Source organism: Pedobacter sp. HDW13, assembly GCF_011303555.1.
In the GTDB taxonomy this organism is placed as follows: domain Bacteria; phylum Bacteroidota; class Bacteroidia; order Sphingobacteriales; family Sphingobacteriaceae; genus Pedobacter.
This window is the reverse complement of sequence record NZ_CP049868.1, coordinates 2,294,547-2,317,748: the sequence shown is the minus strand read 5'-3', so window position 1 is coordinate 2,317,748 and position 23,202 is coordinate 2,294,547. Positions and strand designations below refer to the sequence as shown.

Here is a 23,202-nt window from a genome sequence, read left to right as displayed (position 1 = left end):
TAAAATTCATGAAGAAATATTTACTCTTTCTTTTGCTCTGCACCGGAGAATACACTTTTGCGCAACAAATTGCCCCCTTAACCGTAGAAAAAATAATGCGCGACCCTAAATGGATGGGCGTTGCACCAGGCAATTTCCGTTGGACGGCCGATAGCAAAACACTCTACTTTAACTGGAACCCTGAAAATAAACCAAAAGAAGAGCTTTTTAAAATTTCGGCCACAGGAAGCAAACCTGTTAAAGCGACTGAAAAGGAAGATGAAAAATTACTAAGCTTAAATTATACTTACAATGCCGATCGTTCGCAGGGACTTGTAGAAAAGAGTGGCGATATTTATCTCCAGAACTTTAAAACAGGTAAAGAAATCCGTCTCACAAATACCCTTGAAAGAGAAAACAGCCCTGTTTTTTTAAACAACGGGAACATCGTTTACCAAGCGGGTGATAATTTGTTTGAAGTAAATTTAAAATCGGCCGAAACCAGCCAGATCACCAATTTTATTAAAGGTAAAAAACCAGGAAGATCGGAAGCGAAACAGGCAACAGAGCAAGACAAATGGTTAAAAGCACAGCAAACGGAGTTATTCGATATTATTAAGAAACGTAACGCCGAATCGCGCAATGCCAACCGTGGCGGAAGAGGTCGCTCTGGGGCTACCGGTACCGAGAACAAACCATTAAAAGAACTTTATACCGACGACCGTTTTTTAAATAATGTAGTAATTAGTCCTGACGGGCGTTTTGTTACCTACAAACTCACTACTCCAGCACAGAATAACCACAATACTGTGGTTCCAAATTATGTTACCGCTTCTGGTTATACCGAAGATATTCCAGGCAGGGCAAAAGTGGGCGAAAATGAGAATGTCTCGCAGGCTTTTATTTACGATACTCAGCGCGATACGATATACAGCATACTTACTTCAACCATACCCGGGATAAAAGACCTTCCTGATTACCTAAAAGATTATCCGAAAGAACTGGATACGCTAAAAAAGAAAAACGCCGACCGGCCTGTTAATCTTTTTGGCCCGCTTTGGAATGATAACGGAAGTATGGGCATCGTGGTTGCAACTTCTACCGACAACAAAGACCGCTGGATTTTAAAACTGGACGCCGCAACAGGCAAACTTACTTTGCTCGATCGCCAGCGTGATGAAGCCTGGATAGGTGGTCCGGGGATTAGCAGCTATTACCAGGGTAATACCGGATGGATTGATAATAACCACTTTTACTACCAAAGCGAGGCAACAGGTTACTCACATTTGTACATGGTAAATGTGGCCACGGGAGATAAAAAACAATTAACCTCAGGTAAATGGGAAGTACAAACGCTACAATTATCGAAAGATAGAAGTACCTTTTACATTAAGGCCAATAAAGAGCACCCCGGCATTACCAATTTCTTTAAAATTGCAGCAAATGGTGGCGAGCTTGTGCAGCTTACCAACATGAAAGGTTTGAGCGATATCACACTTTCGCCAGATGAGAAATACCTGGCTATAAATTACTCTTACCTCAATAAACCCGGCGAATTATACCTGCAAACCAATAAAGCTGGCGCTAAAGCCGTAAAAATCACCCAGTCTACTTCGGTTGAATTCGATTCGTATAAATGGCGCGAGCCAGATATGGTTAGCTTTAAAAACCGATACGGTGCAGATGTTTATGCCAGGGTTTACAAATCAGACAACCCACACCCGAACCATCCGGCAGTAGTTTTTGTGCACGGAGCAGGCTATTTACAAAACGTGCATTTCGGCTGGAGTACCTATTTCCGCGAGTTTATGTTCAATAATTTACTGGCCGATAATGGCTATACGGTTATCGACATCGATTATACCGCAAGTTCGGGTTATGGCCGCGATTACCGCACCGGCATTTACCGCCACATGGGTGGAAAAGACCTGACTGACCAGGTAGATGGCGTTAAATTTTTGGTTGAGAAATATGGCGTAAACCCAAAACATGTTGGTTTATACGGAGGCTCTTATGGAGGCTTTATTACGTTAATGGCTATGTTTAACGAATCGGATGTTTTTACCAGTGGTGCCGCTTTACGTTCGGTTACCGACTGGGCACATTACAACCATGGTTATACTTCAAATATCCTTAACGAGCCTTTTAACGATCCGATTGCCTACAAAAGAAGTTCGCCAATTTACTTTGCCGATAAATTAAAAGGCAATCTACTAATGGCCCACGGTATGGTTGATGTGAATGTTCATTTCCAGGATATTGTACGCATTACACAACGATTTATCGAGCTGGGCAAAAACAACTGGGAGCTTGCCGTTTACCCGGTAGAAGACCACGGCTTTGTTGAACCCAGCAGCTGGACAGATGAATACAAACGGATTTTTAAACTGTATGAGAATACGTTAAAGAAATAACTGCCCCTACGGTCGTCATTTCGAGCGAAGTGCAGCGCAGTCGAGAAATCTATCAAAATGGATCTCTCCATTCCACTGCGTTTCAGTCGAGATGACGGCCAGTTTACAAAAAATAGGATTCCGCTATACTTTAACAAAACATTATAGTTTTCATCTATACCGCCATCAATAAATACAATTAACAATTAGTAGATCGGGGTTGATTGACTACGCTTTTAGCCGTACCTTTGTGGCACAAAAATAAAAGATAAAAAATTATGGCAATAGTAGGCAAAAAATTCCCGAGTGTTAGTATTGATGCAATGTCAGACATGGGTGATGACTTGAAAATCAATGTATTTGAAGAGGCTGTAAACAAAAATAGTAAAGTGTTATTATTCTGGTATCCAAAAGATTTTACTTTTGTTTGTCCTACAGAATTACACGCTTTCCAGGCTGCTTTACCTGAGTTTGAAAAAAGAAATACAATCGTAATCGGTGCATCATGCGATACCAACGAAGTTCACTTCGCATGGTTAAACACACCAAAAGATAACGGCGGTATTGAAGGTGTTACTTACCCAATCTTAGCTGATACACACAGACAATTATCTGGTATCTTAGATATTTTAGATCAGGAAGTTAATTACGATGAGGAAGGAAACGAATCTTTCTCTGGTTCAAATGTTTCTTTCAGAGCTACTTATTTAATCGATGAGACTGGTAAAGTTTTCCACGAAAGTGTAAACGATATGCCACTTGGTAGAAACGTTAAAGAATATTTACGTTTAATCGATGCTTACGCACACGTTCAGAAACATGGCGAAGTTTGTCCTGCAAACTGGGAAGAAGGTAAAGAAGCAATGAACGCAAACAGAACTGGCGTTGCTGAATACTTAGCTGCTAACTAATTAAACAAAAGGTTATGTTTTTAGAATTAACAGAAGATAATCTTCAACAATATCTGGCCGAGAACTCAAAGGTGATGGTTCAGTATGCTGCATCGTGGTGCGGTAACTGCCGGATCATGAAACCCAAGTTTAAAAAACTGGCTTCAGAAAATGAAGATGTAGCTTTCTTGATTGTTGATGCCGAAAAACTTCCAAACTCACGCAAATTTGCAAACGTTGATAATTTACCAACTTTTGCAGCTTTTGAAGGCGGCAATTTGGTAGATCAGGTACAAACCAACAAAGCAGAAGGCTTGATTGAACTATTTAACAAGATAAAGTAATGAAGATTCCAGTTATAAGACAATTATTTCAAAACACCACTCCAGCACAGCTGGAGACTACTTTAGAGGTGTTAGAGGCTTTTTGCGAATTTAGAGGCGTTAGTGAGCATGAAGTGGATGTAGCAGGCGAAATGATTACCAATATTTGCGGCGCGCTTGAAGTGCACCAGATGGTAAGTGAAGGCGCTGCCGAAAAAGATGCATTAAATGCTTTCGGCCAAAAAGTAATGGGTTCGATTGACAGATAATCGTCTTAAACTTTAATCGGGCTTTTTCGAAATATAAACCCCTTGCAGATGAAAATTTGCAAGGGATTTTTGTTTAAGCGTAATTCGTCATTATAAAACTAAGCTTCCATTGCGAACTAAATGTTGGTCGGGATTTGCAATAAGGAGTATTTGAAATCTTACTGGTGTCATCTGTCTAAAAAATGAATAAATTAAAGACGGGTTGCAAATCCCGACTAACGGATAAGGGAGCTAAAGTCGACTCATCTGCATATCTGATTTATACCAACTTAAGGGTAAATCCGCATATAATCCGCGTTTTATAGCATTAATGCGGACTTACTGTGGATTTGATACGGATTTGTAGTATAGTAGTATTGAAGGAGATACGCAGCAGGTAGCCATTAAGAACAGTTCATTAATATTACTTATAAGTATGGCCATTTTAGACAGAAAGAACCTCCGTGGTTCTATTCGAAATTTATCGTTTAGCAAGCAGGGTAAAACACTGTTGTAAAATCGAAACCGGGTAAAGGCAATGTTAAACAAACGCGGGGCACTAAAAAAGTACATCTGTTTTAAGCTCGCGCTCGTTTTTAACGAGTACGCAAAGCTTAACGATTTCATCGTTCTTGTGTTAATTCCACGCGCATTTGGAAACGCGCGTGAGCTTAAATAAGAAAATCAAAAAAGGCCTGTGATTACACAGGCCTTTAGTTATACTTTTAAACCTCACAGGTTTTAAAAGTGAGGTTTGGAATAGTTTTAAGCCAAATTCCTTCCGGCATTTACAATACCAAATACAGTTCTAACCGCCAGCTTTTCTAAAGCCTGCTGATCTTTCTCATTTTGGTCATGCTGCAATTTCTCTAAAGCAAAATGCTGAATCAATACCAAAGGCAAAATAATTTTCTCGCGCGTAGCGATTGATTTTTTATCGATAGGATAATTAGCCATCAAAGTTGCCTGTCCTGATAGTTTTAAAAGCATCTCCTTCGCTAATTCAAATTCGTTGTGTAATTGAGTCCAAAAAGCACCGAACTCTTTATCTGCAGCCATATGCGCTGTAATGGTGAAGTCTGATTTACTCATGCTCATCATACAGTTATCTACAATTGTTTTCAAATAATCAGACTCTTCATAAACCTTAACTACTTTATCCCAGTTACCAGCTTTTTCCTGATTTTTAAGTGCGGTTCCCATTCCGTAAAAACCCGGAACGTTTTGCTTTAACATACTCCAGGCAGTAACAAAACTGATTGCCCTTAAATCTTCCAGTTTCATTTCACCACCACCATTTCTTTTTACCGGACGACTGCTGATATTGGCCTGCGATAATAGTTTTAATGGTGAAAGTTTCTCCAGGTAACTCACAAACAGCTTGTGTTCACGCAAATCGACAAATGTGGTATAAGCATCCTCAGCCATTTCATCAAGTAAGGCCTTGTTTTCCGGATCGAGAAGAACATTGTGTTTTTCTTTTAAGCCAGAGGTTAAGCCTGCATTGATTAATTGCTCGATATTAAACTCAGCGCTTTCTACCGATCCGTATTGCGAACTGATGGTTTGGCCCTGCACGGTTAACTGCATGTTTTTGTTGGCAATTTCTTTACCCATTGAAGCATAGAAACGGTGTGTTTTACCTCCGCCACGTGCCGGCGGACCGCCACGACCATCAAAAAAGGCCAATTGGATATTGTGTTTTGCCGAAACGGCCGATAATGATGTTTTTCCGTTAAAAATAGACCAATTGGCCATTAAATACCCCCCATCTTTAGTACTATCGGAATACCCCAGCATAATGTGCTGTTTATAGCCGCGCTTAGCCAGGTGTGCTTTGTAGAACGGGTTGCTGTACAAAGTATCCATAATTGCCGCAGCACCTTTTAAATCGTTTACCGTTTCGAAAAGTGGCACAAAATCGATTGTTAAGGAATCTTTGCTCCAGCCATTCCAAAGGAAAAGTTCTATCAACTGAAGAATGTCGCTCGCCTGCTGGCAGTTACTGATGATAAAGCGGTGACAAGCCTTTTCGCCGTTGCGTTGTTGAATGCCTTTAATTTCTTTAATTACCTCAATCGTATCTTTGGTTAAAGCATCAGGCTCACTTGCATAAGCAATGGTTGCTTCTTTAAACGAAATCAGATCCAGTTTCTCTGTTTCCGAAAGTTTATCGTAATCGGCAGGATATAATGATGAAATCGGCTTATTTGCGCGGCAGTATGCATGTACATTGCGCAATACGCGGCTATCCTGACGAATATCTAACGAAGCAAAATAATTACCATACAAATCGACTTTGCGGATCAGATCATTAACCAGATCAACAAACAGTCCATCATGCTCTTCTAAAAGCGTGTCCTTAATTTTATTCAGGTTCTCTTTCAGTTCACTTGAAATATCCTGAAGCTCGCAAGTTTGATCGAAAGCATTTTTATACAATACATCGTGCAGTTTAACAATGTTCTCTTCAACGCCTCTGAAAGTAATGCGGCGTTTAATTACCCTGAAATCGCGGTAATAGCAGCGGAACAAAATCTGACGAAGCATCTTCGAAACCTCTAAAGTGGTATCGGCATGGATATTCGGGTTTCCGTCCCTATCTCCTCCCGGCCAGAAACCGAGTTCTAAAATCTTTTTGGTTTCGAGGTTATATTCATCCAGGTTCTGGTCTATTTCTTCCTGAATGTTCGCCGCAGCGAAATAAAAGGTGTTTTCTAAGAACCAGGCCAGGTTTAATGCCTCATCAACAGGTGTAGGCGATTTTTTATTGAAAAACGGCGTTTTACCCAACTGCTGCAATAGCGAGTTCATTGAGGTAAGGTCGTTATCGCGGATGGCTTGTGTTAAATCGGTAATAATAGCCAGTACGGTGCCCGGATAAAATTGTGTCGGGTGTGCGGTTAAAACCAAACGTAGCGAAAGTTCGTCTATCAGTTTCTCTATTTTAGCCAATACAGGCTTGTTATCAGCATTCTTCTTTAAAATAAATGCAAGAGTACTCTGCTCATCAGTAGTATTTAGTTTGGTAAAAGAAGCGTCTTCTACGGCATCAAAAAGTACTACCTGACGCTCGATGTATTGAATGAACCTGAAAAGCAAATCAACGATATCCTTTCGGTCGGTATAGCTGGTGTATTTGGCAAAAAACTCTTCAATAATCTGTGCAGGTTTTTCTCCGTTTGCAATGCCTTCTTCACAGCTCTTAAAAAACAGCGGAAGCAAGGTTCCGGTATCTTTAATTTTGTAAAAAGGCAAGGTGAGAAATAAACTGTTAAAGAGTTCGAATTTTGAGATTACCTCATTATTAAAAATAGATTCTCGTTGCGTAGTTAAACGAAGTTTAGGCATAGCTTATGCAATAGTTTTGTATCCCGTAATACTACAAAAAATGCGTAAGGTATTAAAATTCTAAGGCTTACAATTTGGAAAATTGTAGAATAAATTTTAATTTTAGAATCTTATTTGGCCACCATGTGGTTGAGTAAGAACATTTGCAATGTTTAAGGGCATTGCATTGATTGTTAATTTTTTGGGTTAAAACAGCCGATGTAATAAAATACACCGGCTGTTTTTGTTTTTTGCCAATATTTAGGCTATTTCTTTGCGAATTTTAGTGCACATCCGTCGGAATATTTGCATTTTTCTTAAACTTTTGAAGATAAAGTAAAGGAATTGAGAACAACATAATTAATCCGGCAACCCAATATGCATCATCATAAGTAAGTAACATTGTTTGTCTGGTAACGATTCCTTCCATCGCTTTTGCAGCCATAATTTTAGCATCGAACAAACTTTGTCCTTTTGCCATAAACCCTCTGATTAAACCATTAAAACGCTCTACAAATGCAGGGTTATAATCGTTCAGATTGGTTAACAAATTACTTCTGTGAAAACCTGAGCGAATGTGGATCAACGTAGTCAAAGCGGCGATACCAAACGAACCACCTAACTGGCGCATCATGTTATTTAAACCTGATCCCTGACCAATTTCAGGGCCTTTTAAATCCTGAATAGCCAATGTAGTCAACGGTACGAATAAAAGTGCCATACCTACACCACGGATTACCAATGGCAGGAAGAAATCGCCTGTACCCGATTGCAATGTCGATTTACTCAACATCCAACAGAAAATAAAGAAAGCCAACATACCAAAAGTAGCCATAAACTGGGCTGGTATGCCTTTTTTAAGCATAATACCTATAAATGGCATCATTACTATGGTACATAAACCACCCGGAAACAGCAATTCGCCTGTTTGTAAAGCCGAGAAACCTAACAGATTCTGACAGAATACCGGAAAAATAAACACCGATCCGTATAATCCAAAGCCCAGAATGAATGAGGTAAACATACCCACCGCAAAACTACGGTGACGCATAATTTTAAAGTTCACAATGGGGTGGTCTGTACTCATTTCGCGCCAGATAAAAAGCAACAAACCAAATACCGATGCTGCTGCCAAAGCCGTAATATATGGTGTGGCAAACCAGTCTTCGCTCTCTCCTTTTTCTAAAACGGTTTGTAAACTACCTACTGCAATAGCCAATAAAGCAATACCCCACCAATCGACAGGTTGACCCTGCCCTTCTTTAGGGGTGGCGCGTACAAAGGTATAGGTACAGTAGGCAGCCAGTATCCCGACGGGAATGTTTACATAAAAAATCCACGGCCACGAACTGATATCCAGAATATAACCACCAATGGTTGGCCCAACAGTTGGTCCAACTACTGCTCCCAAACCAAAAAGGGCGGTTGCAATACCCACATCTTCACGTGGCCAGGTTTCGATTAAGATGGCTTGTGCAGTTGATATTAAACCACCACCGGCCAAACCTTGTATAATCCTGAATAAAATAAGTTCATTTAGTGATGTTGCGTTTCCGCAGAGAAACGAAACCAGTGTAAAAACAATAATGGAGGTTAGAAAATAATTTTTCCTGCCAAACCGGTTACCCAACCAGCCCGACATTGGCAATACGATAACGTTTGCTACCGCATAGCCAGTGGAAAGCCAGGCCACATCCTCCAGGGTGGCGCCCAGGTTTCCCTGTATTTGTGGAATAGCTACGTTTACGATGGTCGTATCAATCAGCTCCAATAACGAAGCTGTGATCACCGTAAAGGTAATAATCCACTTTTTTAAACCTACTTCGGCCATTTTAAATATTAATTAACAGAAACTGAAGCTTTAACGCTCATACCCGGACGTAGTTTAGCCAGTAATTCTTTTGATGGATGGATTTTGATTTTTACCGGAACACGTTGTACAACTTTAACGAAGTTACCAGTAGCATTGTCAGGAGGCAATAAAGAGCCTTTAGCACCTGTAATTGGAGAGAAATTGTAAACTTCACCTTCAATTTTTTCGTCAGGATAAGCATCAACCTCTATTTCTACTTTCGAGCCCGATTTGATTTTCTCTAACTGGGTTTCTTTAAAATTGGCGGTAACGTAAATGCTTCCGTCGTTTACTACCGAGAATAACGACTGACCAGCTTGTACCAACTGTCCTTTTTGTACATTCTTTTTAGAAACAATACCCGAAGCCGGTGCTTTGATATCGGTATATGAAAGTTGTAAGGTAGCAAAATCGATATCGCTTTGGCGCTGACTGATAACATTGCTGCTTACAGCTAATTGCGATTGTGTTGTGCCAACTTGTTTAACCGCTGCGTTGTATTGGTCTTGTGCGCCTTGATATGCTGCTTGTGCCGCTTGTTTTGCAGCTTCAGCTGCTTCCTTAGATGCTTTTGACTGATCGAAAGCCTGTTGAGTGATCGAACCATCTTTTACCAGGTTTGCGTAACGTGCAAAATCTTTCTGAGCTAAATTTAATTTAACAATTGCCGCCTGAACATTTGCTTTAGCTGTTTCTACATTTGCTTTAGCAGTGCTTGTATTGGCTTGTGTAGCGACAATTTGAGATTGTGCTACACCAACACCTGCACTTGCGCCTTTCTGGCCCGATTGCGCTTGTTCCAATTTAACTTTATAATCGTTATCATCAAGTTTAACCAAAACCTGACCTTCGGTTACGTGTGTATTTTCTTCGAAATTAATGTCCTTAACATAACCACCAACACGGGCAACAACCGGACTGATGTCGCCATCAATCTGTGCATCGTCGGTATCTACGTGCTTGCTATAATAATTCCATTCGGTAATACCGAAAATTATACCTATTACTAGTAAAACGCCTAAAATTATAGGTACTACTAAGCTCTTTTTTTTCTTTTCAGTTGTCATTGCTGTATTTATTGCGTTATTTTTCCTGTTGATTTTAATAAGGTATAGTAAGCCAAACCTGCGTCCGCTTTTGCTATCTCCAAGTTTATTTTTGCCTGATATAATAAGGTTTCAGCATCGATACGATCGGTAACTGATGCGACATTGTTTTTATACTTCGAGGCCAGTAATTTGTCGTTTTCTGTTGCCTGTGAAATTGAGGTTTCTAAGACCTGAATTTTATTTACAGCAACCTGATAGCTTTGGAAATTTTTATTGATATCGGTTTTTACCTGATCTGATAAAATATCTTTCTGAATGCTAATGGCATTTTGCTGGATTTTAGCCTCACTTACTTTGTTTTTGTTCGTCCATAGGTTACCAATGTTCCACGAAACGGTAGCACCTAAAGTAATTGGCATTAAATACTGGTTTGTTGGTGGAATAAAATTACCACTAGGGTTAATATAGTAAAGGTTTGCGCCTACACCTACGGTAGGTAAAGTATTGGCCCTAATGGTTTTGATATTAAAACCGGCAACTTTGTTTTGTACATCGAGTTGTTTTAACTCCTGGCGGTTGGCCATGGCTAAACCGATATACTCGTTAAGCGAACCTGCTGCTTTTAAACCAGCACTCGGATCGGTAATCTTAACTTCCGTATCTTCCGGTAAACCCAAAAGAATATCTAAGTTGTAATTAATTACCTTGCGGTTGCTTTCGATATCCATTTGCGTAAGCGTAACATTGGCCTGCTGCAACTGAAAACGCAATACATCATTTTTGGTTACAATGCCTTGCTCGAAGAAACGTTGTGCCTGCTTAATCTGGGCTGCAATAGCTTCTAAATTCTGATCGACTACTTTTCTGCTCTGCAAAACTTTATACAAAGCATAGTAAGTATTAATTACGGCGTAGGTAATTTCCTCTTTGCTTTTATCGGCATCTAAACGGGCTACATCGGCTAGGAGTTTGGTCGATTCTTTGGCGTATTTTAATTTACCACCACCATAAACCAGTTCCTGTACGGCTGCAGTTCCTACAAAGGCATCGGCCCTTTTAGGGAGGTGAAACGAAGATTCGCTGCCCGGTAAGGTAAAAGTAGTGGTTGGGATTTCGGCGTGATTGTACATAAAGCTGGCATTAGCTGTAGGTAAAACATTATCTTTTACCACAGCCAGTTGTGCAACCGCCTCATCAATTTTGTTCTGCGAGAGTTTTAAATTTTTACTATTGGCTATGCCAAGTTCTATTGCCTGATTGATATTTAATTCCTTGCTGCCTTGTGCAAATAAAGCGGCAGGAACTAATGATGCCACAAGCATTAATTTTATTGGTTTGGGTATCATCTTTTCGTTGTTAAATAAACTGTTGTAAGGTCTTGCAAGTGGGTTATGGCCCGCTCTTTAATCATTTTTTTATCTTTCGGATTATTTAAATCGAAGTTAGAGCAGGATAGAATTTTATTAGGTGCGATTACAACATTGGAAATCGTTCCCATAATGGTTGCAATGATCATCCGCACATCAACATCCTTATTAAAAGAACCATCCTCAATCCCATCGGTAATAATGCGATCAATTAGCTGCATGTTCTGACTCATGGCATCTTTAATCTTATCGTACATTTCGGGTCTTTGCGTTAAAGAAAGCTCTCTGTGCATCATTTTATGGAATGCAGTATTGTTCAGGATCCGGTTTACATAACCTTCAATAACTTTATGAAGTTTTTCAATTGCTGATATCTTATCCTCGTTGATGATTTTTAACTGAGATGCAAAACCAGCAATGCGCTCGTTCATGATCTCTACAAAAACGCCCTCTTTCGAACCGAAATAATAATTTATCATGGCCATATTTGCTCCAGATTCTTTTGCAATCTGGCGGGTAGAAGTTCCTTCATATCCGGTTTCGCAAAACAGCTTTTCCGCTGCTTCCAAAATGGCTTGTCTTTTATCTACTTTTTCTGTTTTCATTTTCTTTTTGACGACACAAAATTAATCAAACGATTGATTAATTTCCAAATGTTTAGGCACTTCTTTTACATTATCTTGATAAAACCCTAATTTTAAATGTAATAATCCTCCTTAAAGTATGAAAAATAAACTCCTCGCTACTATAATGACATTAAGTGCCTGCCTTATTTTATATGCTTTTAATGCGAATAAGCATCAGAATGAAGAAAGTTGGATCAGGATAAATTTGCTTGGCTACACAACCGAAAGCATTAAAGTAGCTGTATGGGTAAGTAAAACAGATCACATACCCAATCGTTTCGAAATCTTAGAAAAAGAAACCAAAGCTGTTGTATATTCCTCTACCAACATTAAAAGTTTTGGCAACTACGGGCCTTTCAAACAAACTGCCCGGTTAAACTTTAGCGATTTTAAAAGAAATGGTAGATTTTATATTCGTGCAGGTGGAGCTACTTCGCCACTGCTGTTAATTAATAATAATGTTTACAAAGGTACTGCTGATTTCTGTTTACGCTATATGCGGCAGCAACGCAGTGGCTTTAATCCGTATTTAAAGGATAGCTGCCACACACATGATGGTTTTGTGCTTTACGGCAACAAGGCAGGAATTAAAGACAGTATCCATTTCGATGCCTCGGGCGGCTGGCACGATGCCAGCGACTATCTGCAATATGCTACCACGTCAGCAAATGCAACTTACCACCTCTTAATGGCTTACCGTGATTTCCCTCAGGTTTTTGGTGATACCCAACAGGCTAATGGGTTGGGTGGAAAAAATGGGAAGGCCGATGTTTTAGATGAAGCCAAATGGGGACTGGACTGGCTCCTAAAAATGCATCCGAAGCAGAACATCATGTTTAATCAGCTGGCCGATGACCGCGATCATATCAGCATGCGTATTCCTAAAGAAGATAATCAGTATGGCAAAGGTTTTGAACGTCCGCTATATTTTATAACCGGCGAGCCACAACAGCGCGGTAAACTGATGAACAACACCACCGGTACCAGTTCTACAGCAGCTAAATTTACCAGTGCTTTTAACCTAGGCGCTCTATTGTTTAAAAATGTAGATCAGCAATATGCCCAAACACTAGCTAAAAAAGCCCAAAGTGCCTATCGCTATGCTTTGCTTAAACCAGGTGTAACTCAAACCGTTTCGGTAAAATCGCCTTACATATATGCCGAAGACAATTGGGTTGATGATATGGAGCTCGCCGAAGCTTCATTTAACTTTGGTAAAGAAAAACCCGACAAGAAAAAGGTTACACTTGCCTTAAAATATGCTCACCGAGAAACCGTTACACCCTGGCTGCAGAAAGATACTGCAGCACATTACCAGTACTATCCTTTTATCAATTTGGGTCATTACGAAGTGGCTAAACAGGGCGAGCATACAACCACAGCCTACTATAAAACAGGCATAGAGGCGGTATGGAAACGCGCAAAAAACAATGCGTTCTCCCGTGGCATTCCTTTTATCTGGTGCAGCAACAACTTAACGCTTGCTTTTACGATGCAATGTAACTGGTATGAGGCATTAAGTGGCGATGATACCTTTGCCGAACTGGCACAAGCCAACTTCGACTGGATTTTTGGCTGCAATCCCTGGGGCACCAGCATGGTTTACGGCCTGCCGCAATGGGGTGATACGCCAACCGATCCACATTCGGCCTTTACCCATTTGAAAAAATATCCGATTGACGGTGGATTAGTTGACGGTCCTGTTTACACCAACATATACAAGGGGCTAATTGGCATTAAATTAAACGAAGCAGATGAATACGCTGATTTTCAAAGTGATTTGGCAGTTTACCATGATGATTATGGCGATTACAGCACGAACGAACCAACAATGGACGGCACGGCATCGTTGGTTTATCTACTCGCCTCTAAAGAAGCCCAGGCAACCTTAACAGATCATAAAACCAAAAGCCTGGGTGCTATTATCCGTGGCGATTCTACGCAAAAGAAAATCCATTTGGTTTTTACCGGTGATGAATTTGTGGATGGCGGAGAAAAAATCAGGACAGTACTGGCACAGGAAGGGGTAAAAGCATCATTCTTTTTAACCGGAAATTTTTACAGGAACAAAAATTTCAGCGCTTTAATTAAAGGGCTCAAAAAAGATGGTCATTATTTGGGGCCGCATTCAGATAAACACCTGTTATACTGCGATTGGGGCAAACGTGATAGTTTGCTGGTTACACAAGCCACTTTTGTAAACGATCTAAAAGCCAATTATACTGCTATGGAGGCTTTTGGCATCACCAAACAAGCAGCAACGTATTTTTTACCTCCATACGAGTGGTATAACCAAGTCATTTCCAATTGGACAAATGAGCAGGGTTTGCAACTGGTTAATTTTACGCCCGGAACGCGCTCGAACGCCGACTACACCTACCCGCAAATGGGAAAAAATTATAAAACCAGTACCGAAATATATCAATCAATAACCACTTTTGACGAGACAAAGCCAAATGGTTTAAACGGATTTATTTTGTTGTTACACATTGGCACTGATGCCCGAAGAACGGACAAATTTTACAGCCGTTTACCCGAACTCATTGGCTATTTAAAAAACAAGGGTTATAAATTAGACCGAATTGATAATTAATTAGAATATTGGTGCTAATCACAAATTAAAATTTAAAATAAATATTAACTTTGCCTCCAAATAATAAAAAACATGAGTGTACAAGAGAACAGCAGCAATAATTTTAACTGGTTATATTATGCTTTAGGTTTATTCTTCGGAGTTTTAACTGGGGCAATTATTACACATAACTACATTTTCGCTTTATTAGGTGGTGTTTTAGGTTTGTTAACAGCAGGCTTATTTTTAAACGCTATCGTTAAAGGTAGAAAATACTAATTCATTTTATTTACGTATAAGCCCTAAAGTGTCGATGCACTTATAGGTTACGCCTTAATTCACAGCAGATGAAACATATATTCATTGTTGTTTTCGCTCTTATATGCTTTAGTTCAAAGGCTCAGCAGGCCACAGAAGTAAAATTCCCTGTTGCAGACTCTAGTCCGGCAGATATTGTATATTTTCCATTAAATGCACCAAAGGCAAAAGCCGGCGATTTAACTAAACCGGTAATTAAGGTTGTTTATTCCCGTCCACAGAAAAAAGGACGCGATATTTTTGGTGTTTTAGAGCAGTACGGAACAGTTTGGCGTTTTGGCGCCAACGAAAGCACAGAGATCCGTTTCTTTAAAAAAGTAAACATAGGCGGAAAGAAAATCAAAGCAGGCACTTATAGCTTATTTGCAATTCCTAATAAGGATACCTGGACCATTATTATTAATAGTGAAACAGATAAATGGGGAGCATTTAGCTACAACCAGGCTAAAGATATCGTGCGGGTAAATGTTCCGGTTAAAACTTTGGCTAAACCAATAGAATATTTCTCTTTAACATTTATCCCAGCAACCGAAGGTGCAACTCTGATTGCCGGTTGGGATAAAACACAAATAGAATTGCCGATAAACTTTTAAGATCAGCATAAACTTAAATAAAAAAGGCCCGGTATATTTTACACCAGGCCTTTTCTATTTAACATAAAACCAAAATTTAAACCAGTTTTTTAGCCTGGCTTTCGCTCGTAACGAAAACTTTGTATACCTGAGTAATTTTCCACTCTCCTTCTTTATTTTTCTCTATTATTACAAAGTTCTGTTGTGCACCATCAAACAGCTCGTAATTTACATCTACACGGGCAATAACTAATGCATCTGTTTCAGAAACGATGGTAGAGCTGATGTTACAGTCTTTTTGTATTACACCTTCATCTTTTTTCATTTGAGCCAGAACCTCACTTGCTTTGTGCTTTATCACCCTCACATCCCTGTTCGATGTAAATACAGCATCATCACTTAAAACAGCTTTCAATTTCTTGTAATCAGAATTCATATAGCTATCCATAAAGTAATTAATAACCGATTTATGACTTGCAGTAGGTTTTTCTGCTGCTAAAACATTATTTGTGATTGTAATACCTAGTAATAGAATCACCAAAGCTTTTAGTTTCATAACTATCTGTGTTTTTTTATTAAAGATCGGCTACAAAGCAGAATAATAATGTGCCGATAACACCATAATTATCAGGTAACTAAAATGTGATAAAAGCAAAAAAGGTTATGTTTTATCCTGAACAAATCATTTCAAAATACAACATAACCTTTTTAAAAATCATTACGGATTTTGTTGTCCCGCCAAACCAGAATTGGCTTCCATTTCGGCTCTCGGAATTAAGAACTGCCATTTAACATCGCCAGCAGGAATAGATAGTGTACCTGCAACAGAAGCCGACACATAATTAGGGACTACTGTACGGTCTAAAGGAAGATTTAGACGTTTTAAATCTAACCACCTGTGCCCCTCACCCCAAAGTTCTACTCTTCGATTGAAAAGGATTTCATCAACTAGAGCCTGCCCTGTATTTGCCGAGATTACTGCCGCCGGATCGCGTTGCTTAACCAAGTTTAACAGCACAGTTCTGGCCAAAGCCTCACTTCCCATGGTTTTAGCATAAGCCTCGGCTAAGATCAAATACATTTCAGAGGTACGCATTAATGGAACATCACCCAAAGATGGGCCACCCACCTCTTTAACCGAAAATTTACGACTCATGTAAGGTTGGCGGGCAAAGTTTGTAGCAGGAAGCGGGAAGTTCGCCGTAGTTGGAGCAGGTTCCCACATCTTTTTACGCACATCTGTTGCCGATATCTGGTTGTAAAGTGCAGAATTAATCCTTTTTGGATTTCCGCGCATAAAGCTTGTGTTTGCGTTATAAGCTATTTGAGCAAAATACGATCCGAATGTATCTCCTTGATCTAATGTTGGCATAGAGGCCCAGATAAACTCACCTAATGTCGCATTATTAAAGCCTGCTTGGTAATCAGTAACGGATAATAGCGGATATTGGTTGGCATCTACAATATCTTTAGCATATTTAATTGCATTTGGATAATCTTGCATTACTAAAGCGACCCTAGCTCTAACCCCTTTAGCAACGGTAACACCTGCATGGCTTTTATTAGAAGCCACAGCATTAAGCGAAATGGCTGTTTCCAAATCCTTAACAATAGCTGAATAAACCGTTTCTACACTTTCGCGAGGCTTATTGGTATCGGTTGAGGCCAATAAAAGCGGCACGCCTAACTGGTTATTTGGTTTGGCATTGGCATCATATCTTTTACCAAATAGCTGTACCAAACCAAAATAGGCATAGGCTCTTAAAGTTAGCGCTTCAGCTTTCACGGTGTTTTTATCAACAGCTGCACCTGAGGCCTGATCAATATTGTCGATGATGTAATTCACATTTCCGATAATACGGTAATATGTTCGGTACATATACGTTAACATGGTACTGTTATCGGTGCGCGGACTAATCCACGATCCCCCATCAGAAGTATACCAGTTTGAAGAAGAGATACCGATATCTTCGCCCATAAAATCCATGTACAACATAATACCACCTACACCAGGCTTATTTTGCTGAGCATTATCTGGCACAGTGGTAGAACGCTCAAACATGTACCTGTAAACACCGTTTAAAGCATTTTTTGCATTTGCAGCAGAGGTAAACAGCGCCGAATTATCAACCTGATCGGTCGGTTTTGTATCGAGATAGTCTTTTTTGCAGGCGGTAATGCTTAACAGAGTCAATCCTGCAAAAAGTAAATATTTTTTATATTTCATGATAGTAACAATTAAAGTGAAACATTGATTCCGAAGCTAATCATCCGCGAAGGCACATAATTAGTTGTATTTACGCCTGTAAACGACTCAGTTGGATCCATTCCTTTTCGCTTAGATATTAAACCAAGATTTTCGCCTGCGGCAAAAACCCTAACACTGCTCAATGTTGCGCCTTTAATCCAACGTTGCGGCAAAGTATATGATAAGTTTACATTACGGAAAGCAATATAAGAGGCATCTATTAACCAGCGGCTTGAAGTACCGTTAAACTGGGTAGAGCGGCCAATATCCAAACGTGGGATATCGGTAACCTGGCCTGGTGTCATCCATGAGTTTAACACATCAGTATGTAAAGCTGAACCATAGGTGGTAGACATTAACGACTGATAATTTGAATCGTAGAATTTGCCTCCAATCTGGTAACTGATTAAGAACGATAGCCCAAAGTTTTTATAGTTAAAAGTGTTGGTTACCGATCCATATAAATCAGGAATTGCTGATCCCGAGTAATCAGAACGCGCATTATTGATATTGGTTGTTAAAACACGTCCGTTAACGGTACGGAGATCCGTTGTAACACCTGCGTTCGGTTCAAATAAGGCAGAACCATCTGTAGGGTCTACCCCTGCCCACTGGCGCAGGTAGTAAGCATAAATATCTCTTCCCACCTCAAGCCTTTTTGTACCACTGGTTACAGTAGGCGTTTCAGCCGGCATTTTGGTTATTTTGTTTTTTAACCACGACCAGTTACTCAATAAATTCCAGTTGAAATTTTCTGATCTTAAGATATCTCCGCTTAGCTGTAAATCGATTCCAGTATTGTACATTGAGCCAATATTACGGCGAATAGAAGTAATGGGATCTGATAATGGTTGCGGCACTGCAAACAGTAGGTTTGATGAGCCACGTTTAAAATACTCTATCTCACCTTTCAATCTATTATTGAACAAGCTAAAGGCTATACCTGTGTTAAATGTATTTACCGATTCCCATTTCAAATCTGGTGTCGCAGCTGTTGCCAATAGTAAACCTGGCTCACTACCATTATTCCATCCCAACTCGTAAAAGGCCTGGTAATTGTAATAAAGGCTGTTGTGTTCAACAAGGGTAGCATCAATTAAATTATCGTTACCTACTTCGCCGTATGAAGCTTTTAAACGCAAATCGTTAATCCACTTCACTTCGTTCATGAAGTCTTCTTTATTGATAGCCCACGATGCTCCTGCAGAGAAGAACGTTCCCCACCTTGATTGTTTTGATAAACGTGAGGTTCCATCGCGACGGATCGAGGCATCAACAAAGTATTTATCCATATAACTGTAGCCTGCTTTACCAAAATAAGATTCTACCCGATAAGTATCTTTATAACCACCGGCATCGCTTGGGGTCACAAAATTTGGAAACTCAGTATTACCATCTAAAATTTGGCTCTGTTTGGTTGCACTTAATCTGCGCCAGTCGTAATCATAATTTTCATGTCCCACCAAAGCATTTACGCTATGTTTGCCAAATGTTTTGCTGTAAGATAAAACCTGGTTGAATGTATAACTCTGTGTTGGTGTACTCCGTTTAGTAGATGAACCACCAACGGTGCTTCCATCTCCAACAATCGAATTTCTATACTCGGTACTGTAAGCATTAATAAAATCAATACTGATAGTAGGCTTAAAAGTAAAATCTTTTAGAAATTTAATTTCAGCGTATGCCCTGCCATTTAATGCGAGCCTACGGCTTAGTACATCATTCAGCATCGTTTCATAAATTACGTTCCTGCCAGCTGATGCACCTTGCGGCCTGTTAACAGCTCCCGGATGTCCTCCATAGTCGTACCATTGTTCTCCAGTGGTCGTTAAAATGGGATTGCCACTTGCATCATATGCGTGTACAGGATAAATAGGCCCAATACCACGGGCAAAGTTGAAAACATTAACAAATGCAGTTGCGCTACCTGTTGATGCATCTTGTGCAAGGTTTCCGTTCGATAAACTACCGGCAAGATTTATCCCTGTTTTTAACCACGGTCTTAACTGGGTGTTTGCGTTAATCCGTGCATTAAATCTTTCAAAATCTGTTTTAATCAAATAACCATTATCTTTCAAGTAATTCATCGAGAAATAATAGTCTGTTTTTTCTCCTTTAGCGCTTGAGTTAACATTGAATTCGGTTCTTTTACCAACTCGTGAGGCCTGCTTATACCAGTCGAAGTCGCTGTAAAGCAGCTGTGCATTAGGGTTTAACTTTCCGTCTACACCTACAATTTGATTGTTTGGTACATTAAAAGGATTGTAAACCAATTGTCCTTGTATGGTATTGGTAGCTTGTGTTGCCGCGGCCGATTCACTTATTCCGGTTCCGCTTGAAGGGTATACCAAACTGTTTTTTAGGGCCTGCCACATTAATGGATAATAGTCTAAAGCACCAATTCTATCATACTCAGGAATACCTCTTTTAGAAAAACCCTGGCTATAGGTAGCATTTAATGTTGGGGTAGTCGATTTACCTTTTTTTGTGGTAATGATTACTACACCGTTGGCAGCCCTCGAACCGTAAAGTGCCGACGAAGATGCATCTTTCAATAATGAAATGCTTTCAATATCGTTGGCATTAATGTCGCCCAACTCACCGTCGTATACCGAACCATCCAATACAAAAAGCGGACTATTAGATGCCGAAATGGAACCAAAACCACGAATACGGATGGCTGAACTGCTCCCTGGCTGTCCGTTTCCTGAAGTGGTTACCACACCTGGTGCAACGCCTGCCAGTACATTGGTAACATTAGTGATAATCCGATTGTCGAGCTGTTTAGCGCTCATAGTTGCAACGGAGCCTGTAATGGCTTCCTTTTTACTTGTACCATAGGCTACGACAATTACATCCTGCAGGTTTTTACTCGATGAGGCCAAGCGAATAGTTAAGGTTTCGCCTGTTATTTTAACCTCTTGTTCGGTGTAACCAACGTAGCTTAGAATTAAAGCTTGTGCATTTTGCGGCGCAGACATGGAGAAAGTACCCTGGCCTGTGGTTTGGGTTACCTGGGTCGTTCCTTTTATTTTTATCGATACGCCTGGCAATGGCAAGCCATCGTCTGCATCAACCACCTTGCCGGTTATGGTCTTATTTTGCGCAAGGGCATTAAAATAAGACAAAACCGTCACCATTAAAATCAATAGTAATTTTTGTTTCATGTTAGGAAATAAATAGTTAGTAATTAATTAGTTCTTCAGTTTATGGCAGAGATGCACGAAACCAAATCAATGAACAATGTAGGCACTTGAGGAATCCGAAAATGTGTGAAAATCACCATTTTAGCCTTTTTTATAGCGTGATAAATGCAAAAAAGCAAACTCCAATCCTGGCAGTTTGCTTTTTTAATCATTATTAACCTAAACAGGAAAAAACTTCTACAAATTGTCCTGCAAGAGCTTCAAAAATAGTTTCATCTGTATATACAAAATATGCAGATATCACTATTTGTATTTTAATTCAACCTACTCTTTTTATACTTTAAAGGAGTGATATTGAATGTATGTTTAAATAACCTGATGAATGAACTTGGGCATTCGAACCCAACCAAACCCACAATTTCATTCAGAGAATAAGAAGTGGTTTGTAATAGTTTTTTAGCGCGGTTTAGCCTCAGCTGCATTAAAAACTGATATGGGCTAATTTCATACGCTTCTTTAAAAGTGCGCAATAAATGGTTAACTGATAAACAGGCCTGTTCTGCAATTTGCTCCAGTGTAATGTTCTGGTTATAATTGCTGCTGATATATTCTTTGGCAAGTGTTAACCTTTTTAAAACCTCTTGTCTTGTCTTTGTTTTAATAAAGCTTAGCTTGTCTAATTTTTGGATAACCTCTTTATCGTAAATTTTATAATAATTTAAAAGGCAGTGATATAGATACTCATTAATGAGCATTTCATCTTTTAAACCTTTATCCAGCTGGCTTTTAAGATGCAGTACATTGAAGCGCATATCGCCCATAAAAGGATATAAAGACTCCATAAACTCCGGCATTTGGCTGGTATCCTTTCCATCCAACAGGTTTTCATCGCTGCAAGAAAAGCTACGGTGAAAATCCGTTATAAAATTTTCACCAAAAGAAACGGCAAATGTATTTACCGGACTAATAGAATCTATTTTGCTGCTAAAATTGCTTCCTGCATTAACCACAGCAAAAGTATCGGGGTAAATATTGAATTTACGTTTATTGATTTCGCAGGTTTCGGCACCGCTAAAAACAAATTTAATGGTGTACGCATCGTTTTGCTGTTCGTACAAGGCTTCGCAAGTGCTTTCACTTACAATCTTGTTCCTGTTGCTTAATTCTTTTACGTATCTCATGGCTTAATCCTCATTGTAGTTACGTTGCTCCAAAATGGTAAATTCGTTACCATACGGATCAGAAAACTCGACACTTAAACCTTCGCTCAGATAAGCCGGTGCTTTTTTAAACACCACACCGCGCGATTTTAGCCTGCAATAATCTTCCAGGCAATCATCACTGCTTAATACTATTTTACGTGTCTGATTTTGGTGTTTTTCTTCCGAAAGAAAGAGATGGGTATCCTGATCGACTTTTACCAGCAGCCCTTTTTCCTTTGCAGAAATCATGGTGGCCTCGGTAAGCATTCCTAAACAATTGGCATAGTAGCTTTCTGCATCGTTTAGTTGCTTAACTTGCACATAAAAAGATTTTGCAGATTGGCCCATTACCTTGTTTAATTGTATGATGTAAAATTAAACTGAAATTGGACCGAAAGGATCACCCAAAAAGGGTGATTTTAGCATTATTTTTTACCGAAAATGTGTTATTGATTAAATAAACCGCTTTTCTTTCGCCGTTTTAATCGCGTCTGATTTTGAATTTACATCCAGTTTGATATAAATATTTTTAACATGACTCCGCACGGTTTCCTGATCAATGAAAAGATCGTTGGCAATTTGTGATTTGGTTTGTCCGTTAGCAATTCTGTCTAAAATCTCTGTTTCGCGTTTGGTTAAGGGCGAATCGAGGTTTTTTTGGAAGGAATGCATTACTATCCTGGCTACATTGGTGCTCATGGCTCCACCACCGGTACTTACTTCCCTAACTGCATCTATAATTTTTGCTGCACTCGAGTTTTTAGTTAGATAGCCCCCGCTCCCATAGTTAATGCTTCGAAAACGAGCTCAGGCGAATCGAAAACCGTAAGGATAATTATGTGCGTGTGTGGAAGGGCTTTTTTAATAAATGGCAACGCCTGTAATCCGTTTGTGCCCGGCATCTGGATATCCAGTAAGATCACATCGGGCTGATCGGCTACCAGTTGTTTTTTGGCTAAATCGTAAGAGGCGTAAGAATTTACAACAGAAAATTCAGGCACATCGGTTAATAAAGATTCGTAACCCATTCTTATAATGTCGTCATCTTCAATTAAAACGATTCGTAAATTTTGGCTCATTTTGGATG

The 23,202-nt window shown here is 39.6% G+C and carries 19 protein-coding genes; 7 read left to right on the top strand and 12 right to left on the bottom strand.

Annotated elements, in window-relative coordinates; genetic code table 11:
• Positions 1-8 precede the first annotated feature (8 nt).
• The 4 genes from G7074_RS09700 (at position 9) to G7074_RS09685 (ending at position 3,854) form a co-directional block, all read left to right on the top strand.
• The gene (locus tag G7074_RS09700) at positions 9-2,393 is read left to right on the top strand and encodes a prolyl oligopeptidase family serine peptidase (protein ID WP_166208157.1); all 2,385 of its coding nucleotides are present in this window, start codon (positions 9-11) and stop codon (positions 2,391-2,393) included.
• A 257-nt stretch (positions 2,394-2,650) separates the two neighbouring features.
• The gene (locus tag G7074_RS09695; RefSeq protein WP_025141704.1) at positions 2,651-3,283 is read left to right on the top strand and encodes a peroxiredoxin; all 633 of its coding nucleotides are present in this window, start codon (positions 2,651-2,653) and stop codon (positions 3,281-3,283) included.
• Between the two features lie 14 nt (positions 3,284-3,297).
• The gene (locus G7074_RS09690; RefSeq protein ID WP_124558919.1) at positions 3,298-3,606 is read left to right on the top strand and encodes a co-chaperone YbbN; all 309 of its coding nucleotides are present in this window, start codon (positions 3,298-3,300) and stop codon (positions 3,604-3,606) included.
• Positions 3,606-3,854, top strand: a complete 249-nt coding sequence (locus G7074_RS09685; RefSeq protein WP_010599336.1) for a hypothetical protein — start codon at positions 3,606-3,608, stop codon at positions 3,852-3,854. Before G7074_RS09690 ends, G7074_RS09685 begins: the two co-directional genes overlap by 1 nt.
• A 744-nt stretch (positions 3,855-4,598) precedes the next feature.
• Here G7074_RS09685 and G7074_RS09680 read toward each other — a convergent pair.
• The 5 genes from G7074_RS09680 to G7074_RS09660 all read right to left on the bottom strand — a co-directional run bounded on the left by G7074_RS09680 (position 4,599) and on the right by G7074_RS09660 (position 12,036).
• Positions 4,599-7,184, bottom strand: coding sequence for a phosphoenolpyruvate carboxylase (locus G7074_RS09680; protein WP_124558921.1), 2,586 nt, complete (start codon positions 7,182-7,184; stop codon positions 4,599-4,601).
• Between the two features lie 262 nt (positions 7,185-7,446).
• A complete protein-coding gene (locus G7074_RS09675) occupies positions 7,447-8,994 on the bottom strand; it encodes a DHA2 family efflux MFS transporter permease subunit (RefSeq protein ID WP_124558922.1) in 1,548 nt (515 codons plus the stop codon).
• Positions 8,995-9,002: 8 nt separating this feature from the next.
• Positions 9,003-10,082, bottom strand: a complete 1,080-nt coding sequence (locus tag G7074_RS09670; protein WP_124558923.1) for an HlyD family secretion protein — start codon at positions 10,080-10,082, stop codon at positions 9,003-9,005.
• An 8-nt stretch (positions 10,083-10,090) separates the two neighbouring features.
• Positions 10,091-11,410: a TolC family protein gene (locus tag G7074_RS09665; protein WP_124558924.1), complete on the bottom strand. Its 1,320-nt coding sequence runs from the start codon at positions 11,408-11,410 to the stop codon at positions 10,091-10,093.
• Entirely contained in the window at positions 11,407-12,036 is a 630-nt protein-coding gene (locus G7074_RS09660; RefSeq protein WP_124558925.1) for a TetR/AcrR family transcriptional regulator, read from the bottom strand. Before G7074_RS09660 ends, G7074_RS09665 begins: the two co-directional genes overlap by 4 nt.
• A gap of 118 nt (positions 12,037-12,154) precedes the next feature.
• Between G7074_RS09660 and G7074_RS09655 the strand changes: the two genes are divergently transcribed.
• The 3 genes from G7074_RS09655 (at position 12,155) to G7074_RS09645 (ending at position 15,540) form a co-directional block, all read left to right on the top strand.
• Entirely contained in the window at positions 12,155-14,650 is a 2,496-nt protein-coding gene (locus tag G7074_RS09655; protein ID WP_166208154.1) for a glycoside hydrolase family 9 protein, read from the top strand.
• 72 nt (positions 14,651-14,722) lie between these two features.
• Complete coding sequence (locus tag G7074_RS09650) at positions 14,723-14,908, top strand: hypothetical protein (protein ID WP_124558927.1); 186 nt, start codon at positions 14,723-14,725, stop codon at positions 14,906-14,908.
• Between the two features lie 68 nt (positions 14,909-14,976).
• Complete coding sequence (locus G7074_RS09645; protein WP_124558928.1) at positions 14,977-15,540, top strand: DUF2911 domain-containing protein; 564 nt, start codon at positions 14,977-14,979, stop codon at positions 15,538-15,540.
• A 76-nt stretch (positions 15,541-15,616) separates the two neighbouring features.
• Here the strand turns inward: G7074_RS09645 and G7074_RS09640 are convergent, their stop codons facing one another.
• The 7 genes from G7074_RS09640 to G7074_RS27115 all read right to left on the bottom strand — a co-directional run bounded on the left by G7074_RS09640 (position 15,617) and on the right by G7074_RS27115 (position 23,194).
• Complete coding sequence (locus tag G7074_RS09640; RefSeq protein WP_166208151.1) at positions 15,617-16,075, bottom strand: hypothetical protein; 459 nt, start codon at positions 16,073-16,075, stop codon at positions 15,617-15,619.
• 162 nt (positions 16,076-16,237) lie between these two features.
• Positions 16,238-17,746 (bottom strand): RagB/SusD family nutrient uptake outer membrane protein, encoded by a 1,509-nt coding sequence (locus G7074_RS09635; protein WP_124558930.1) that lies wholly within the window; start codon positions 17,744-17,746, stop codon positions 16,238-16,240.
• An 11-nt stretch (positions 17,747-17,757) separates the two neighbouring features.
• On the bottom strand, positions 17,758-20,934 hold the full coding sequence (locus G7074_RS09630) for a SusC/RagA family TonB-linked outer membrane protein (protein ID WP_124558931.1): 3,177 nt from the start codon (positions 20,932-20,934) through the stop codon (positions 17,758-17,760).
• 293 nt (positions 20,935-21,227) lie between these two features.
• Positions 21,228-22,094, bottom strand: coding sequence for a helix-turn-helix transcriptional regulator (locus G7074_RS09625; protein WP_124558932.1), 867 nt, complete (start codon positions 22,092-22,094; stop codon positions 21,228-21,230).
• A gap of 3 nt (positions 22,095-22,097) precedes the next feature.
• On the bottom strand, positions 22,098-22,463 hold the full coding sequence (locus G7074_RS09620) for a VOC family protein (RefSeq protein WP_166208148.1): 366 nt from the start codon (positions 22,461-22,463) through the stop codon (positions 22,098-22,100).
• 105 nt (positions 22,464-22,568) lie between these two features.
• Positions 22,569-22,814 carry a response regulator transcription factor gene (locus G7074_RS27120; protein ID WP_240916516.1) on the bottom strand — a complete coding sequence of 82 codons (246 nt, stop codon included), beginning with the start codon at positions 22,812-22,814 and terminating at the stop codon, positions 22,569-22,571.
• Positions 22,815-22,879: 65 nt separating this feature from the next.
• Positions 22,880-23,194, bottom strand: coding sequence for a response regulator transcription factor (locus tag G7074_RS27115; RefSeq protein ID WP_240916515.1), 315 nt, complete (start codon positions 23,192-23,194; stop codon positions 22,880-22,882).
• Positions 23,195-23,202 lie beyond the last annotated feature (8 nt).

Bases quoted from the DNA above. Each gene is read 5' to 3' on its own strand.
- G7074_RS09700 (WP_166208157.1), top strand. From the start codon at position 9: ATGAAGAAATATTTACTCTTTCTTTTGCTCTGCACCGGAGAATACACT.
- G7074_RS09695 (WP_025141704.1), top strand. From the start codon at position 2,651: ATGGCAATAGTAGGCAAAAAATTCCCGAGTGTTAGTATTGATGCAATG.
- G7074_RS09690 (WP_124558919.1), top strand. From the start codon at position 3,298: ATGTTTTTAGAATTAACAGAAGATAATCTTCAACAATATCTGGCCGAG.
- G7074_RS09685 (WP_010599336.1), top strand. From the start codon at position 3,606: ATGAAGATTCCAGTTATAAGACAATTATTTCAAAACACCACTCCAGCA.
- G7074_RS09680 (WP_124558921.1), bottom strand. From the start codon at position 7,184: ATGCCTAAACTTCGTTTAACTACGCAACGAGAATCTATTTTTAATAAT.
- G7074_RS09675 (WP_124558922.1), bottom strand. From the start codon at position 8,994: ATGGCCGAAGTAGGTTTAAAAAAGTGGATTATTACCTTTACGGTGATC.
- G7074_RS09670 (WP_124558923.1), bottom strand. From the start codon at position 10,082: ATGACAACTGAAAAGAAAAAAAAGAGCTTAGTAGTACCTATAATTTTA.
- G7074_RS09665 (WP_124558924.1), bottom strand. From the start codon at position 11,410: ATGATACCCAAACCAATAAAATTAATGCTTGTGGCATCATTAGTTCCT.
- G7074_RS09660 (WP_124558925.1), bottom strand. From the start codon at position 12,036: ATGAAAACAGAAAAAGTAGATAAAAGACAAGCCATTTTGGAAGCAGCG.
- G7074_RS09655 (WP_166208154.1), top strand. From the start codon at position 12,155: ATGAAAAATAAACTCCTCGCTACTATAATGACATTAAGTGCCTGCCTT.
- G7074_RS09650 (WP_124558927.1), top strand. From the start codon at position 14,723: ATGAGTGTACAAGAGAACAGCAGCAATAATTTTAACTGGTTATATTAT.
- G7074_RS09645 (WP_124558928.1), top strand. From the start codon at position 14,977: ATGAAACATATATTCATTGTTGTTTTCGCTCTTATATGCTTTAGTTCA.
- G7074_RS09640 (WP_166208151.1), bottom strand. From the start codon at position 16,075: ATGAAACTAAAAGCTTTGGTGATTCTATTACTAGGTATTACAATCACA.
- G7074_RS09635 (WP_124558930.1), bottom strand. From the start codon at position 17,746: ATGAAATATAAAAAATATTTACTTTTTGCAGGATTGACTCTGTTAAGC.
- G7074_RS09630 (WP_124558931.1), bottom strand. From the start codon at position 20,934: ATGAAACAAAAATTACTATTGATTTTAATGGTGACGGTTTTGTCTTAT.
- G7074_RS09625 (WP_124558932.1), bottom strand. From the start codon at position 22,094: ATGAGATACGTAAAAGAATTAAGCAACAGGAACAAGATTGTAAGTGAA.
- G7074_RS09620 (WP_166208148.1), bottom strand. From the start codon at position 22,463: ATGGGCCAATCTGCAAAATCTTTTTATGTGCAAGTTAAGCAACTAAAC.
- G7074_RS27120 (WP_240916516.1), bottom strand. From the start codon at position 22,814: ATGAGCACCAATGTAGCCAGGATAGTAATGCATTCCTTCCAAAAAAAC.
- G7074_RS27115 (WP_240916515.1), bottom strand. From the start codon at position 23,194: ATGAGCCAAAATTTACGAATCGTTTTAATTGAAGATGACGACATTATA.